At 63.5% G+C, this 14,444-nt stretch carries 10 protein-coding genes, 2 rRNA genes and 1 pseudogene; 10 read left to right on the plus strand and 3 right to left on the minus strand.

Annotated features, from left to right (window positions below; translation table 11 throughout):
* From AC56K1_RS18775 to AC56K1_RS18790, 4 genes are all read left to right on the plus strand, one after another.
* Nucleotides 1-76: ribosomal RNA gene (locus tag AC56K1_RS18775) — 23S ribosomal RNA — on the plus strand; the annotation flags it as partial.
* Nucleotides 77-205: 129 nt separating this feature from the next.
* A 5S ribosomal RNA gene (rrf, locus tag AC56K1_RS18780) occupies nucleotides 206-318 on the plus strand.
* 421 nt (nucleotides 319-739) lie between these two features.
* Nucleotides 740-1,642: a retroviral-like aspartic protease family protein gene (locus tag AC56K1_RS18785; protein WP_497159315.1), complete on the plus strand. Its 903-nt coding sequence runs from the start codon at nucleotides 740-742 to the stop codon at nucleotides 1,640-1,642.
* Between the two features lie 107 nt (nucleotides 1,643-1,749).
* Entirely contained in the window at nucleotides 1,750-2,049 is a 300-nt protein-coding gene (locus tag AC56K1_RS18790) for a hypothetical protein (RefSeq protein WP_497159316.1), read from the plus strand.
* A gap of 21 nt (nucleotides 2,050-2,070) precedes the next feature.
* Here AC56K1_RS18790 and AC56K1_RS18795 read toward each other — a convergent pair whose 3' ends face one another.
* Together AC56K1_RS18795 and AC56K1_RS18800 are read right to left on the minus strand one after the other, a co-directional pair.
* A complete protein-coding gene (locus AC56K1_RS18795) occupies nucleotides 2,071-3,516 on the minus strand; it encodes a DHA2 family efflux MFS transporter permease subunit (RefSeq protein ID WP_497159317.1) in 1,446 nt (481 codons plus the stop codon).
* Between the two features lie 100 nt (nucleotides 3,517-3,616).
* Entirely contained in the window at nucleotides 3,617-4,171 is a 555-nt protein-coding gene (locus tag AC56K1_RS18800) for an acyloxyacyl hydrolase (RefSeq protein ID WP_497159318.1), read from the minus strand.
* A gap of 141 nt (nucleotides 4,172-4,312) precedes the next feature.
* Between AC56K1_RS18800 and AC56K1_RS18805 the strand changes: the two genes are divergently transcribed.
* Nucleotides 4,313-5,011 carry a suppressor of fused domain protein gene (locus AC56K1_RS18805; RefSeq protein ID WP_497159319.1) on the plus strand — a complete coding sequence of 233 codons (699 nt, stop codon included), beginning with the start codon at nucleotides 4,313-4,315 and terminating at the stop codon, nucleotides 5,009-5,011.
* Nucleotides 5,012-5,055: 44 nt separating this feature from the next.
* Nucleotides 5,056-5,903 (plus strand): annotated as a pseudogene (locus AC56K1_RS18810) (NAD(P)-dependent oxidoreductase).
* Nucleotides 5,904-6,114: 211 nt separating this feature from the next.
* Here AC56K1_RS18810 and AC56K1_RS18815 read toward each other — a convergent pair.
* On the minus strand, nucleotides 6,115-7,308 hold the full coding sequence (locus AC56K1_RS18815; RefSeq protein ID WP_497159320.1) for a M20 aminoacylase family protein: 1,194 nt from the start codon (nucleotides 7,306-7,308) through the stop codon (nucleotides 6,115-6,117).
* Between the two features lie 136 nt (nucleotides 7,309-7,444).
* On the opposite strand from AC56K1_RS18815, the gene AC56K1_RS18820 reads away from it, so the two are divergent.
* The 4 genes from AC56K1_RS18820 to AC56K1_RS18835 all read left to right on the plus strand — a co-directional run bounded on the left by AC56K1_RS18820 (nucleotide 7,445) and on the right by AC56K1_RS18835 (nucleotide 14,305).
* Nucleotides 7,445-9,547 carry a molybdopterin-containing oxidoreductase family protein gene (locus AC56K1_RS18820; protein WP_497159321.1) on the plus strand — a complete coding sequence of 701 codons (2,103 nt, stop codon included), beginning with the start codon at nucleotides 7,445-7,447 and terminating at the stop codon, nucleotides 9,545-9,547.
* A 25-nt stretch (nucleotides 9,548-9,572) separates the two neighbouring features.
* Nucleotides 9,573-10,673 carry an aminopeptidase gene (locus tag AC56K1_RS18825; protein WP_497159415.1) on the plus strand — a complete coding sequence of 367 codons (1,101 nt, stop codon included), beginning with the start codon at nucleotides 9,573-9,575 and terminating at the stop codon, nucleotides 10,671-10,673.
* A gap of 158 nt (nucleotides 10,674-10,831) precedes the next feature.
* Nucleotides 10,832-12,523: a long-chain-fatty-acid--CoA ligase gene (locus tag AC56K1_RS18830; protein ID WP_497159322.1), complete on the plus strand. Its 1,692-nt coding sequence runs from the start codon at nucleotides 10,832-10,834 to the stop codon at nucleotides 12,521-12,523.
* Nucleotides 12,524-12,622: 99 nt separating this feature from the next.
* On the plus strand, nucleotides 12,623-14,305 hold the full coding sequence (locus tag AC56K1_RS18835) for a long-chain-fatty-acid--CoA ligase (protein WP_497159323.1): 1,683 nt from the start codon (nucleotides 12,623-12,625) through the stop codon (nucleotides 14,303-14,305).
* The last annotated feature ends 139 nt before the right edge of the window (nucleotides 14,306-14,444 follow it).

The raw sequence follows: 14,444 nt of genomic DNA on the forward strand, positions 1-14,444 counted from the left end.
ACGTTGATAGGCTGGGTGTGGAAGTGCAGTAATGCATTAAGCTAACCAGTACTAATTGCCCGTACGGCTTGTCCCTATAACCTTGGTAGGTATAGACAAGTCAGGAATACAGCTGCAAGTTTGTTGATACAGCTACCCAACTAACATTACTTCTTCCAGATTCAGAGTTCTTTTGCCAATGGTAAAAGACTCGTACAAGTCAAAGCCTGATGACCATAGCAAGTCGGTCCCACCCCTTCCCATCCCGAACAGGACCGTGAAACGACTTTGCGCCGATGATAGTGCTGCAACCAGTGTGAAAGTAGGTTATCGTCAGGCTAGTTATAAGCAAAACCCCACCAGGTGATCCTGGTGGGGTTTTTTGCGTTTACACGCTCTCTTCAATGACCGCATCTCATCCGGCGCTGGTGGCTACGCAGCGAGCCTGGGCTCCCGCCTTCGCAGGAGCGACGGTTCGACGGTTCGACGGCTGCAGCGATAAACCGAGGTCGTGGCATGCGTGGTTTTTTGCGTTTGCAGGCTTCGTCGCGAAAGACCGCTTATGGCAGCAGGGTAATTTGCACGGCCTTGCTCCGGGGACCATCGTGATACTTATACTGGATCTTCACGCAACCACCTCGTCGATCCCATGACCCCTGCTCGCCGCGTTCCATTGTCTGCCTTGTTGAGATATATCGTTAGCGCCAGCCTCGCGTTTTCAGGGGCGGCCTTCGCCCATTCGCTGCCCGCAGGCTGCGAAATGAACGAACAACCGAGCTTGCCGATCACGATCACCGAGGACATGCGTCCGGTCGGGAAGGCCACCATCAACGGCACTGCCGTTCCCGTCATGATCAGTACCGGCGCGGCGGAATCAGTGGTGTTCAACAAGAAGACGCTGGACCGCCTCGGCATCGCAGCACGTAGCTCGACGAGCAAGATGTCCGCCGACGATGAGCGTAACCCGAAGGGCGTGGATATCGTGCGCGATATATCGCATGTCCTGATCAAGGAATTTTCTTTTGGCGTGGCCAGCGCTAAAAACAATACCTACATGGTCGAGGATTTCATGGACGACAGTTTCGGAGTAAGGATAGGTGCCGGTACCCTGCTGCAAACGGATCTCGAAATTGCCCTGGACGCCGGCTATATCAAGCCTTTCAAGCCGAGCGGCTGCATCCGGGCTCACTTGGCCTACTGGGACCCGCAGGCGGTGTCGGTCCTGGCCTGGCACGATCCATGGAAGCGCGAACCTCGCCTGGTATTCAACGTCCGTATCGGCGGCACCGACCTGCGCGCCTTGTTGTCGACCGCTACGCCGTATTCCTACCTGCCCAAGGCGACGGCCGAACGGCTGGGATTGACGCCGAATTCGCCCGGCGCCGTGCGCGAAGACCCCTTGCCCGGCCACGGACCCGCTCAGCCGGTGTGGAAAGTGTCGGTTCCCTCGATGTCGATTAATGCCCTGGAGGTCAAGGACATGGACCTGCGCCTGATGGACCTGCCTTATTCCGGCGAGATCCTGGTGCTGGGCGCGGATTTCCTGCACCGGCACCGCATCTATATCGCCACGAGCCAGAAGCAGATCTACTTCTCCCCGATCACCACGCCGCGGGCAGTGAAGCGCGGCGAGGTGAAGGTGATCCCGCAAATTCTCAACTGAACTGCGGCCGTGCCCGGTCGCCGGGTCGTGGAAGTTTGAGGACCTGACATTGCATATACGCCTACCCGGACTACACTGAACTAGCTTCGCCTTTTCCGGGGGCTGACATGAATATCCACATCCACTCGTCGTTGCGGCGCGTCGCCGCAGCGCTACTGCTGGTCGGCGGGCTGGGAGGCTGCGCCGTATATGGCCCTCCCTATGCCTACGACAGCACCTATCCGGCTTATGGCTACCCGGCCTATGTCGGGCCGCCGGTCTCGCTGGACCTGGGATTCGCTTTCTACGATGGCCCTCGCCATGGGCATTACCGCCACCATGGCCACGGCTGGCGTGGACATGGCGGCTGGGGACACCATCGCGGAGGCTGGGGGCATCACCGCGGGGGGCATCGCGGCCGACATTGACCAGGCGGAGGGGCAGGCAGGCTAGCTGCCGAGCGGCTGGGCCACCGGCTCGGCTTCCTTCGCCTTGACGTCGCCGCGGCTGATGCTGTCGCCGTCGTTGCGGCGCAGGCGCCAGAAGATAAGGGACGATACCAGCGTCATGGCAGCCAGCGTGCCGAAGCCATGGTGTAGCGCCTGCGACACCAGCACGCGGTTGTCCTGCGCCACCGGCCCCAGGAACCAGGCCGTCACGATCGATGCGGTCGCCAGGCCGAAGCTCATCGACAGCTGCTGGAAGGAGCTGGACATGGTGCTCGCCATGCTCGAGTCGTTCGGCTCGATGTCGGCATAGGCCAGCGTGTTCATGCTGGAGAACTGCAGCGAATTGAAAAAGCCCTGGGCCAGGCTGATGGCGACGATGACGTAGAAGGGCGTGCTTGGCCCGACCAGGGTGAACATCGCGATCGTCAGGCCGATGAGTACGGTATTCACCATCAAGACCTGGCGGTAGCCGAAGCGTGCCAGCAGCCTGGGCGCGAACATCTTCATGCCCATCGCGGCTGCGGCCGCCGGCATCATCAACAGGCCCGACTGCCAGGCCGGCAGCCCGAGTCCCAGCTGATAAAGCAGCGGCAGCAGGAAGGGCAGGCCGCCGACACCGAGGCGCGTGAAGAACCCGCCCGCCACCGAGATGCGGAAGGTGCGCACCTTGAACAGGGTCAGGCGCAGCAGCGGGTGCTTGATGCGAAGGGCATGCCAGGCATAGCTGGCCAGCAGCGCCAGCGACAGCGCGAGCAGCAGTCCGCCGGTCACGGCATCGAGCGTGTGCTCCCCGAACACTTCCAGCAGCCAGGACAGGATCGCCGTGCCGCTGCTGAACAGGAGCAGGCCGATCAGGTCGAGCGGGCGCTTTTCGTGGCCCTGGTAGTCCGGCATGTGCTTCCAGACCAGGTAGAGCGCCACCAGCCCGACCGGGACGTTGACGAAGAAGATCACGCGCCACGAGGTCCAGTGCACGATCAGCCCGCCGACGGTCGGCCCCAGCAGCGGCCCGATCAGCGCCGGGATGATCACGAAATTCATCGCGCCCAGCAGCTCGTTCTTGGGGAAGGTGCGCACGATCGCCAGCCGCCCGACCGGCATCATCATCGCCCCGCCCAGTCCCTGCAGCAGGCGCGCGGCCGTCAACATGGGGGCATTCGGCGCCAGTCCGCACAGCACCGAGGCAATCGTGAAAATCGTAATGGCAGTGAAGAAGACGCGGCGGGTGCCGAAGCGGTCGGCCATCCAGCCGCTGAGCGGGATACCGACGGCCAGGCCGAGGATGTAGCTGGTGACCACCGACTTCAGGCTCAGCGGCGTGACCTGCAGGCTGGCCGCGATGCTGGGGATGGCGGTATTGACGATGGTGGCGTCGAGCTGCTCCATGAACAAGGCAGTCGCCACCAGCCATGGCAAGTAGCGTTTGATCGTGCTGGGGTCAGTCAATCGGACCTCGTGTTGCTTGCAGGCCGGACGGCCCTTTTGGTCCGATTCTTACATAAATCGCAGCAGGGCCGTGTTCAGCACCGCTGCGACTGCGGTGCGATCAGAAGCGGTAGGCGGCCTTGGCGATCACCCAGTTCGCGCCGCCGTTCGGGCGCTTGATGCTGGCGTTCGAGTAGTGCTGGAACTTCAGGCCGAAATCCCATTTGGCCGTGGTATAGCCCACGCCCACGTGGTCGGCAAACTGGAAGGCGGTGGACAATTCCTTGTCGCGGTTCTTGTACAGGCTGGAGAACAGGCTCACACCGACGCCGGCTTCGCCATACAGGCCGAGCTTGCTGTCGTTCTGGTAGCGCAGCACCGGGGCGAAGCCGATGACGGCGAGGTTCTTGTCCTGGCCTGTTACGTTGGCGTAGGCATTCAGGCGCCAGAGGGCGAGGTTGGCTTCCCAATAACCCGACAGGTGGCGGCCGTTGCCGGCGAACCAGCGCTGCTGCCAGTCCTTCTGCACGGCGACGCGCAGCATGCGCTGCTGCGGGTTGGTGCCGACCTCGACCGATGCAGAATCGACGAGGGCATCGGCGGCGTGGCCGGTCTGGGAGAAGACTACGGCGGCCAAGCTGATGGCAACGGCGGCCAATTTCTTCAAAGTGAGCATAAGGCGCTTTCTTAACTGGGTAGAAATATTGTGCAGTGCGCTATTGTACTAGCGTGAACAATCCGGCGCTGTCCGCCACCCGTTCTGCAGCGCGGGTATGATAGACGCTTCGCAAAACGCGCACTACATTACCGATTCCGCATGACTGAACCGATCTCCACGCCGCTCTACCCGCTCGCCCACCCGACCCAGCAGCAGGCGGCTCCCGCCACGCTGCCGCACGACCCGATCGCGGACCACATTGCCCAACACCTAGGTCGGATCGACACCGTCTTCCACGACACCGTGGCCGACCCGGTCCAGGTTGATATCCACGTGGTGCCGGCCAATGCGCAGACGCCTTTCCTGCGGCTGGTGACCTCGGGCATGAGCAGCCGCGCGATGACGGTACCCGAAGGCGCGCCGCCCTATGCCGAGCTGATGATGGCATTGCCGGCGGACTGGAAGTTTGATGCGCAATCGGTGCAGGACGAACGCTGGTATTGGCCGGTTGCCCTGCTGCGCCACCTGGCCCACTACCCGCACCAGCACGCGACCTGGCTGGGCCTGGGCCACACGGTGCCCAACGGCAGCCCGGCCAGGCCGTATGCCAAGGGTGCCGAGTTCACGGGCGCGATCCTGCTGCCGCCTGCCTCGGCGCCGGAAGCCTTCGCTTCGCTGGCCCGGGACGGCAAGGATATCTATTTCCATTGCGTCGTGCCGCTGTACGAGGCCGAGCTGAACCTGGTCAAGCGCAAGGGCTTCCCGGAACTGCTCGATGCGTTCAACGAGAAGGGCGTCACCGACCTCGTTGTCCCGGGGCGCAAGAACACCGTCAAGAAATTCCTCGGACTGTTTTGATGAAGACCATCGCCTTCCTCGGCATCGGGCTGATGGGAAGGCCGATGGCAAGCCGCCTTGCGCATGCCGGTTACAGTGTGCGCGCATGGAACCGGACGTTGGCGAAGGCCGAGGCGGTGCGAGAGGCCGGGGCCGAGCCGGTGGCGGACCTGCCTGACGCAGTGTGCGGCGCGCAGGTAGTCATTTCCATGCTGGAGGCTGGGCAGGTCGTGGGCGAGGTGATCGCTGCCGCCTTGCCCTCGCTCGCGCCGGGGACGGTGTGGATCGACATGAGCTCGACGCGGCAGGACGAGGCGCTGGCGTTTCACGCGTGCTTGTCGGCACAGGGCTGCCGGTTTATCGATGCGCCGGTGTCGGGCGGTGTCGGCGGGGCCGAAGCGGGAACGCTGGCGATCATGGTGGGCGGTGAGCCCTCGGAATTTGACCAGTTGGCAAAAATTTTGGCCGTCATGGGGACGCCCCAACGGGTTGGTCCAGTGGGCAGCGGCCAGGTGGCCAAGCTGTGCAATCAGTTAATCGTTGGCGCAACCTTGAACGTGGTCGCGGAGGCGCTGTTGCTGGCCCAGGCGGCCGGGGCGGATCCGGTGGCCGTGCGCGAGGCGATCCGCGGCGGTTTGCGGGCAGCCGCGTCCTCGAGATGCATGGCCAGCGCATGCTGGACCGAAATTTCATGCCGGGTGGGCAGGTGAAGAGCCAGTTGAAGGATTTGCGCAATGTGCTGGCGGCGGCGGGCGCCGCGGGGTTGGCGCTGCCGGTGACGGAGCTGGTGACGCAGAGGTTTGAGTCGATCGAGACTGTGTTGCCGACGGCCGATCACGCGGCCGCGCTGCTGGCGCTTGAACAGCTGAACCCGGGCATCCGGCTGGGGGACGGAGCAGACCAGCTCCCGTAGAGTGGGCAGATTCTGCCCACGCGTTCAACCAGCGGATGAGCCGCCGCGATCGGAATTCCACCGCTTCAACTAGCGGATGAAGATATGTACTGGCAGCATCACCACGGTTTGTACGCGTGGGCAAGGTAATTCAGGCCAATGGCCAGGACTATGGCCTGAATTACGAATCGCCCACCCTAAGAATCGCGACAACGGTTGAGCCGCAGAGCGATCAAGCCGCCGACAAACTCATCTCCACCAACTTCACCCAATAACTCGCCCCGATCGGCAGCAAATTGTCATTGAAGTCATAACTCGTGTTATGCAGCTGGCACGGCCCCAGCCCATGCCCGCCCGCGCGGTGCGCGCCCTCGCCGTTACCGATGAACACATAGCAGCCCGGCTTCTCCTGCAGCATGTACGCGAAGTCTTCCGCCCCCATGGTCGGCTCGACATTGGTATCGACCCGCTCGGCCCCCACCACCGCGCGCATCGCCTCGACCGCAAACGCCGTCTGCTCCGCATGATTGATGAGCGGCGGGTAATTGCGCTTGAAGTTGAAATCGACCGAGGCGTTGAAAGCCGCGGCAACACCTGAGGCCATCTCTTCCATGCGGCGCTGGATCAAGTCCAGCACGCCGGTCGAGAAAGTGCGCACGGTGCCGACCAGCTCGGCTTCGTCGGGAATCACATTGGTGGCGCTGCCCGCGTGGATTTGCGTGATCGACAGCACGGCCGATTCGAGCGGATTCTTTTCGCGCGAGACGATCGTTTGCCAGGCCTGGGCGATCTGCACCGCCACCATCACCGGATCGATGCCGCGGTGCGGCTGCGCCGCGTGGCAACCCTTGCCGCGCACCACCACGCGAAACTCGTTACTGGAGGCCATCATCGGCCCGGCCACCACGCCGAAATTCCCCTCCGGGATGCCCGGCCAGTTATGCATGCCGTACACCGCGTCCATCGGGAATTGCGTGAATAGTCCATCTTCCATCATGCGGCGCGCGCCGCCGCCGCCTTCTTCGGCGGGCTGGAAGATCAGGTAGACGGTGCCGTCGAAATTGCGGTGCTGCGCCAGGTGGTGGGCGGCGCCGAGCAGCATGGCGGTGTGGCCATCGTGGCCGCAGGCGTGCATCTTGCCCGCATGGCGGGACGTATGCGCGAAGGCGTTGGTCTCCTGCATCGGCAGCGCGTCCATGTCTGCGCGCAGGCCGATCGCACGCTTTGATGAACCGTGTTGGATGATACCGACAACACCGGTCACGCCCAGCCCGCGCACGATGGGGATGCCCCATTCCGTCAGACGCGCCGCGACCACGTCAGCGGTGCGCTGCTCTTCGTAACAGAGCTCCGGATGCGCATGCAGGTCGCGCCGGATTTCCTGCAACTCCGTTTGAAAAGCGAGGATAGGTTCCATGAGCTTCATCTGACTCTCCGTTTTGTCATGCTGGCATTGCACACTTTGAACTATTGTAGCCTGCCTCAAACAGAGCTTGAAAGAGGCGGCACGGGGAAACCGGGAATCGGATAAAGTATTGGTTTCACGAAGCATTTTCCCGTCCATGTCCGTCACCCAAGTCCGCGCTGCCTGCCCCCACGATTGCCCCGATACCTGTGCGATCCTCGTTACCGTCGACAACGGCGTGGCGACGGAAGTGAAGGGCGATCCGGAGCATCCGACGACGCAGGGCGTGCTGTGCACCAAGGTCGCGCGCTATGTGGAGCGCACCTATCATCCGGACCGCGTGCTCTACCCGATGCGCCGCGTCGGCCGCAAGGGCGAGGGCAAGTTCGAACGCATCACGTGGGAAGCGGCAATCGATGAGATCGCCACTCGCCTGGGCGAGATCGCTTCCCGCGACCCGCAAGCGATTCTGCCGTACAGCTATGCAGGCACAATGGGACTCGTCCAGGGCGATTCCATGTCTTTGCGATTCTTCAACAAACTCGGCGCTTCGCTGCTTGACCGTACCATCTGCGCCACAGCCGGTGCGGCCGGCTACAAGTACACCATCGGCGGCTCGATCGGCACCGACATCGAACAGTTCCAGGACGCGAAGCTGATCCTGATCTGGGGCGGCAACCCGATCGCCTCGAACCTGCACCTCTGGATGCGCGTGCAGGAAGCCAAGCGCCGCGGCGCCAAGCTCATCGCGATCGATCCCTACCGCTCGCTCACGGCCGAGAAATGCCACCAGCACATTGCCCTGCTGCCGGGCACGGATGCCGCGCTGGCGCTGGGCATGATGCACGTGCTCATCCAGGAAGACCTGGTCGACCACGACTACATCGCCCGCTACACGCTCGGCTACGAGGAATTGAAAGCGCGCGCCCTCGAATGGACGCCGGAGCGCACCGCCGAGACCTGCGGCATCACGTCCGGCGAAGTCGTGGAGCTGGCGCGCCTGTACGGCCAGGTCGCCAGGAGCGGCGAGGGCGCGGCGATCCGCATGAACTACGGCCTGCAGCGCGTGCGCGGCGGCGGCATGGCGGTGCGCAATATCGCCTGCCTGCCGGCCCTGGTGGGCGCCTGGCGCCACAAGGCCGGGGGCGTGCAGCTCTCGACCTCGGGCTCCTTCCCCACCGATCGCCCGGCGCTGCAGCGCCCGGACCTCTTGGGGGGGCGCGCCCCGCGCACCGTCAACATGACCACCATCGGCGACGACCTGCTGCAGGAAGCTTCGCCAGCATTCGGCCCGAAGATCGAAGCCGTCATCGTCTACAACGCCAACCCGCTGGCGATCGCGCCCGATTCCGCCAAGGTGCAGCGCGGCTTCGAGCGCGAAGACCTGTTCACCGTCGTGCTGGAGCACTTCCGCACCGACAGCGCCGACTATGCCGACATCCTGCTGCCGGCCACGACCCAGCTCGAGCACGTCGATGCGCACCTGGCCTACGGCCACCTCTACATGATGGCGAATAACGCCGCCATCGAACCCGTCGGCGAAGCAAAACCGAACACCGAATTCTTCCGCCTGCTGGCTGCACGCATGGGTTTCGACGATCCGTGCTTCAGCGAGACCGACGACGAACTGGCCGCGCAAGCCTTCGACAGGAAGCACGAGCGCGCAGTCCACTTCGACTGGGAGTCGCTGAAAAAAAAGGGCTGGCAGAAGCTCAACATGCCGGACGCGCCGTTTGCCGAAGGCGGCTTCCCGACCCCGTCCGGCAAGTGCGAATTTTACTCAAGCAGCATGGCGCGCGACGGACTCGATCCGGTCCCGGCCTATATCCCGCCGTATGAATCTGCCGCCTCCAACCCGGAGCTGGCACGGAAGTATCCGCTGGCGATGATCTCGCCAGCGGCCCGCAACTTCCTGAACTCGACGTTTGTGAACGTGCAGAGTTTGCGCGCAACCGAGGGCGAGCCGCACCTCGACATCCACCCGAACGATGCCGCCCGCCGCGGCATCGCTCATGGCGAGATGGCGCGTATCTTCAACGACCGCGGCTCATTCGTTGCCCGTGCACGTGTGACCGACAAGGCGCGCGAAGGGCTGGTGGTGGGCTTGTCGATCTGGTGGAAGAAACTCGCCAGCGACGGCAAGAACGCAAACGAAGTGACCAGCCAGCGATTGACCGACATGGGCAGGGCGCCAACCTTCTACGACACCCTGGTGCAGGTTGAAAAAGCCTCACCGTCAACGCGAGATGAAAACCTCTAGATTTTCCCAGGCCTTCCGGCCATTCATGGGCGCCGCAGCCGCGGCCCTGATGTTGTCAAGCTGCTCATCCCTCAACTACTACTCCCAGGCGGCCCAGGGCCAGCTCGAACTGCTGGCCGATTCCCGCCCGATCGACGACTGGCTGGCCGATCCCCGCACCGGGACACCCCTGCGCCACCGGCTCGAGACGGCGCGCCAGATCCGCCGCTTCGCCATCCAGGAACTGAAACTGCCCGACAACGGCAGCTACACCAACTTCACCAAGCTCGAACGCCCCTACGTGCTGTGGAACGTGGTTGCCACGCCCGAGCTGTCGCTGAAACCCATGCAGTGGTGCTTCCCGGTGGCCGGCTGCGTGAACTACCGCGGCTACTACAGCAAGCAGGATGCGCAGGCCTATGCCAAGGAGCTGCGCGCCCAGGGCAACGACGTGGAAGTGGGCGGCGTCAGCGCCTATTCGACGCTGGGCTGGTTCAGCGACCCCCTGATCTCGACCTTCATCAACTACCCCGACGCCGAGCTGGCGCGCCTGATCTTCCACGAGCTGGCGCACCAGGTGGTGTACGTGCAGGGCGACTCGAAGTTCAACGAATCCTTCGCCAGCGCCGTGGAAGCGGCCGGCGTCGAAGGCTGGCTGGAACGCTTCGGCAACCCGATGATGACCGAGGCCTTCGAACGCTACACGCTGCGCAAGAAGGATTTCATGGCGCTGCTGGTGCGCTACCGCGGCGAGCTGGAAAAGACCTACGCCAGCAAGATGAGCCGCGACGAGAAGCGCGCCTCCAAGGGACGCCTGTTCGTGGCGCTGAAGGACGATTACCAGGTGCTCAAGGCGAACTGGGGCGGCTATGCCGGCTACGACCGCTTCTTCGCCGAGCCGCTGTCGAACGCCCACCTGGCCTCGATCGCCACCTACAACGACTTCGTGCCCGCCTTCCGCGCGCTGCTGCGCAAGGAGCGCTCCTGGCCGGCCTTCTACAAGTCGGTCAACCGGATCGCCAGGCTCGACAAAGCCGATCGCCACCGGGTGCTCAAGAGCCTGGCGGCGCCGGCGGCGACCAGTCCGCTGGTCGTGCAGCGCAGCATGGGGGGCGGGAAGATAGAGGACGCGTTCCAAAAGCCGTAAAAGAGCTTGCGCACAGGGACGCTGCCCGATAGCATCACCATCAGGTGATAGCAAAGGCGCAAGCTTCGCGCGCGCGCATGCCAGGGACATCAAGATTCCTGCTGCGCGCCGCGGCCGCTCGGACCATAACGATAACTATTTCGAGACAGAGGCATCCGATGGACAAAATGTGGCTGAAGTCGTACCCCCCTAACGTACCTGCCGAGATCAATCCGGACCAGTACCAGTCGCTGGTGCACATGCTGGACGAATCGTTCAGCAAGTACGCCGACCGCAACGCCTACGTTTGCATGGACAAGTTCCTGACTTACGGCGAACTGGATGCCTATTCGAAGAAGCTGGCCGCCTGGCTGCAAAGCCGCGGCATGCAGCGCGGCGCGCGCGTGGCCATCATGATGCCGAACGTGCTGCAGTACCCGATCGCGATCGCGGCCGTGCTGCGCGCCGGCTATACGGTGGTCAACGTGAACCCGCTGTACACGCCGCGCGAGCTCGAGCACCAGATCACCGACTCGGGCAGCGAAGCGATCATCGTGCTCGAGAACTTCGCGCATACCGTGCAGCAGGTGATGAGCAAGACCCCGCTGAAGCACGTGGTGGTGGCGAGCATGGGCGAGATGCTGGGCGGCGCCAAGGGAATGCTGGTCAACTTCGTGGTCCGCAACATCAAGAAGATGGTGCCCGAGTTCTCGCTGCCGAACATGGTGCGCTTCAAGGATGCCCTGGCGCAGGGCGCGAAGATGCCGTTCGCGCCGGCCACGCCGAATTCCTCCGACGTCGCCTTCCTGCAGTACACCGGCGGCACCACGGGCGTGTCGAAGGGCGCCGCGCTCACGCACCGCAACGTGATCGCCAACGTGCTGCAGACCGAGGCCTGGGCCAAGCCCGCGATGGGCGATGTCGGCAGTGGCGAGCAGACTGTGATCGTCTGCGCGCTGCCGCTGTACCACATCTTCGCGCTGACGGCCTGCGCGATGTGGGGCATGCGCACCGGCTCGCTGAACGTCCTGATCGTGAACCCGCGCGACATCCCGGGCTTCATCAAGGAGCTCGGCAAGTACAAGATCAACATGCTGCCGGCGGTGAACACGCTGTACAACGCGCTGGTCAACCACCCTGACTTCGCCGGCCTGGACTTCTCGGGCCTGAAGATCTGCAACGGCGGCGGCATGGCGGTGCAGAAGGCCGTCAACGACAAGTGGAAGCAGATCACCGGCACCAGCATCATCGAAGGCTACGGCCTGTCGGAGACCTCGCCGGTGGCCACCTGCAACCGCGCCGACGTCAAGGAATTCACCGGCACGATCGGCCTGCCGGTGCCGTCCACGGACATCGCCATCCTGGACGACGAAGGCAAGCCGATGGCCATCGGCCAGATCGGCGAGATCGCCATCCGCGGCCCGCAGGTGATGGCCGGCTACTGGAACCGCCCGGACGAAACGGCCAAGGTCATGACGCCGGACGGCTTCTTCAAGTCGGGCGACGTCGGCATCATGGACGAGCAGGGCTACGTGAAGATCGTGGACCGCAAGAAGGACATGATCCTGGTCTCGGGCTTCAACGTCTACCCGAACGAACTGGAAGGCGTGATCGCCGGCCATCCGGGCGTGCTGGAATGCGCCGTGATCGGCGTGCCGGACGAGCATTCCGGCGAGGCGGTGAAGGTGTTCGTGGTGAAGAAAGACCCGAGCTTGAGCGCCGAGCAGCTGATGGACTACTGCAAGCAGCAGTTCACCGGCTACAAGAAACCGAAATACATCGAGTTCCGCGACGAGCTGCCGAAGACCAACGTCGGCAAGATCCTGCGGCGCGTGCTGCGCGACGAGAAGCAGCCGGCCCAGACGGCATAAGCTCGCACGGCAGCCGATTGGCCGAAGCCGCCCGTGTCCCGGGCGGCTTCGCGTTTTAATGGCTTGGTTACAGGCTACTACATGGAAGGTGAGGCACGGATGGACAAGTTTTGGCTCAAGTCGTATGAGGAAGGTGTACCTGCGGAGATCGACCCGACGCAGTACCGCTCCCTGACGCACCTGCTCGAGGAGGCGTTCCGAAAGTACGCCGACCGCAAGGCCTACGCGTGCATGGGCAAGTCCCTCACCTTCGCCGAACTCGACCGCTTATCAAGCCGCATGGCCGCCTGGCTGCAAAGCCGGGGCCTGCAGCCAGGCGCGCGCGTGGCCATCATGCTGCCGAACGTGCTGCAGTATCCGGTGGCGATGGCCGCCGTGCTGCGCGCCGGCTATGTAATCGTCAACGTCAACCCGCTCTACACGCCGCGCGAGCTGCAGCACCAGCTGATCGATTCGGGCGCCGAAGCCATCGTCGTGCTGGAGAACTTCGCGCACACGCTCGAGCAGGTGATCGCCAACACCCAGGTCAAGCACGTGGTGGTGGGCAGCATGGGCGACCTGCTTGGTGGCCTGAAGGGCACGCTGGTCAACCTGGTGGTCCGCAAGGTCAAGAAGATGGTGCCGGCCTGGTCGCTGCCGGGCGCGGTCGGCTTCAAGCGCATGCTCTCCGACGCGTCAAGCCTGGCCATGAAGCCGGTGACCATCGGCCACGACGACATCGCCTTCCTGCAGTACACCGGCGGCACCACCGGCGTGTCGAAAGGCGCGGTGCTGCTGCACAAGCAAGTGATCGCCAACCTGCTGCAGAACGAAGCCTGGTTCGCCCCGACCCTCAGCAAGATCAAGCCGGGCGAGCAGGCGCAGTTCGTGTGCGCGCTGCCGCTGTACCACATCTATGCCCTGACCGTGTGCGCGTTGCTGGGCCTGCGCGTGGGCGGCATGAACCTGCTCATCCCGAACCCGCGCGACATTCCTGGCTTCATCAAGGAACTCGGCAACTACCGTATCAACATCTTCCCGGCCGTGAACACGCTGTACAACGGCCTGGTGAACAACCCGGAATTCGCCAAGCTCGATTTCTCGGGCCTCCTGGTGTGCCCGGGCGGCGGCATGGCGGTGCAAAAAGCCGTGGCCGATAAATGGCTGGCGCTGACCGGCACCCCGATCGTGGAAGGCTACGGCCTGTCCGAGACGTCGCCCGTGGTCACCGCCAACCGCTGCGACATCACCGAGTTCACGGGCACCATCGGCCTGCCGCTGCCATCCACCGAGATTCGCATCCTGGACGAAGCGGGCCAGGAAGTCCCGTTTGGCACCGCCGGCGAGATCGGTGTGCGCGGCCCGCAGGTGATGGCGGGCTACTGGCAGCGCGACGACGAAACCGCCAAGGTCATGACCACCGACGGCTTCTTCAAGACCGGCGACATCGGCATCATGGACGACAAGGGCTATACCCGCATCGTCGACCGCAAGAAGGACATGATCCTGGTGTCGGGCTTCAACGTCTACCCGAACGAGATCGAAGGCGTGGTGGCCGCCCATCCGGGCGTGCTGGAAGTGGCCTGCGTCGGCGTGCCGGACAAGAATTCGGGCGAGGCGGTGAAGCTGTACATCGTGCGCAAGGATGCGTCGCTCAGCAGCGAGGACGTCATCGCCTACTGCAAGGAGCAGTTCACGGGCTACAAGCGTCCAAAGTATGTCGAGTTCCGCGAGACCCTGCCGAAGACGAACGTGGGCAAAATTTTGCGGCGTGAGCTGCGGGATGAGAAGACGTCGGCGTAGGTTTAGCTAAATTGGCGTGATCAATGCCAGTGGCATTGATCACGCCTTCGCGGGGACGACGTGCTGGCGGCGCGGAAACTACGTTATTACCGCTGACATATGATCCGTCATCCCGGCGAAGGCCCGGATCCAATTTCGT

Source organism: Telluria sp. ZB4P37 (genome assembly GCF_059685855.1).

Bases quoted from the DNA above. Each gene is read 5' to 3' on its own strand.
- AC56K1_RS18820 (WP_497159321.1), top strand. From the start codon at position 7,445: ATGTCCGTCACCCAAGTCCGCGCTGCCTGCCCCCACGATTGCCCCGAT.
- AC56K1_RS18830 (WP_497159322.1), top strand. From the start codon at position 10,832: ATGGACAAAATGTGGCTGAAGTCGTACCCCCCTAACGTACCTGCCGAG.
- AC56K1_RS18800 (WP_497159318.1), bottom strand. From the start codon at position 4,171: ATGCTCACTTTGAAGAAATTGGCCGCCGTTGCCATCAGCTTGGCCGCC.
- AC56K1_RS18835 (WP_497159323.1), top strand. From the start codon at position 12,623: ATGGACAAGTTTTGGCTCAAGTCGTATGAGGAAGGTGTACCTGCGGAG.
- AC56K1_RS18825 (WP_497159415.1), top strand. From the start codon at position 9,573: ATGGGCGCCGCAGCCGCGGCCCTGATGTTGTCAAGCTGCTCATCCCTC.
- AC56K1_RS18785 (WP_497159315.1), top strand. From the start codon at position 740: ATGAACGAACAACCGAGCTTGCCGATCACGATCACCGAGGACATGCGT.
- AC56K1_RS18805 (WP_497159319.1), top strand. From the start codon at position 4,313: ATGACTGAACCGATCTCCACGCCGCTCTACCCGCTCGCCCACCCGACC.
- AC56K1_RS18815 (WP_497159320.1), bottom strand. From the start codon at position 7,308: ATGAAGCTCATGGAACCTATCCTCGCTTTTCAAACGGAGTTGCAGGAA.
- AC56K1_RS18790 (WP_497159316.1), top strand. From the start codon at position 1,750: ATGAATATCCACATCCACTCGTCGTTGCGGCGCGTCGCCGCAGCGCTA.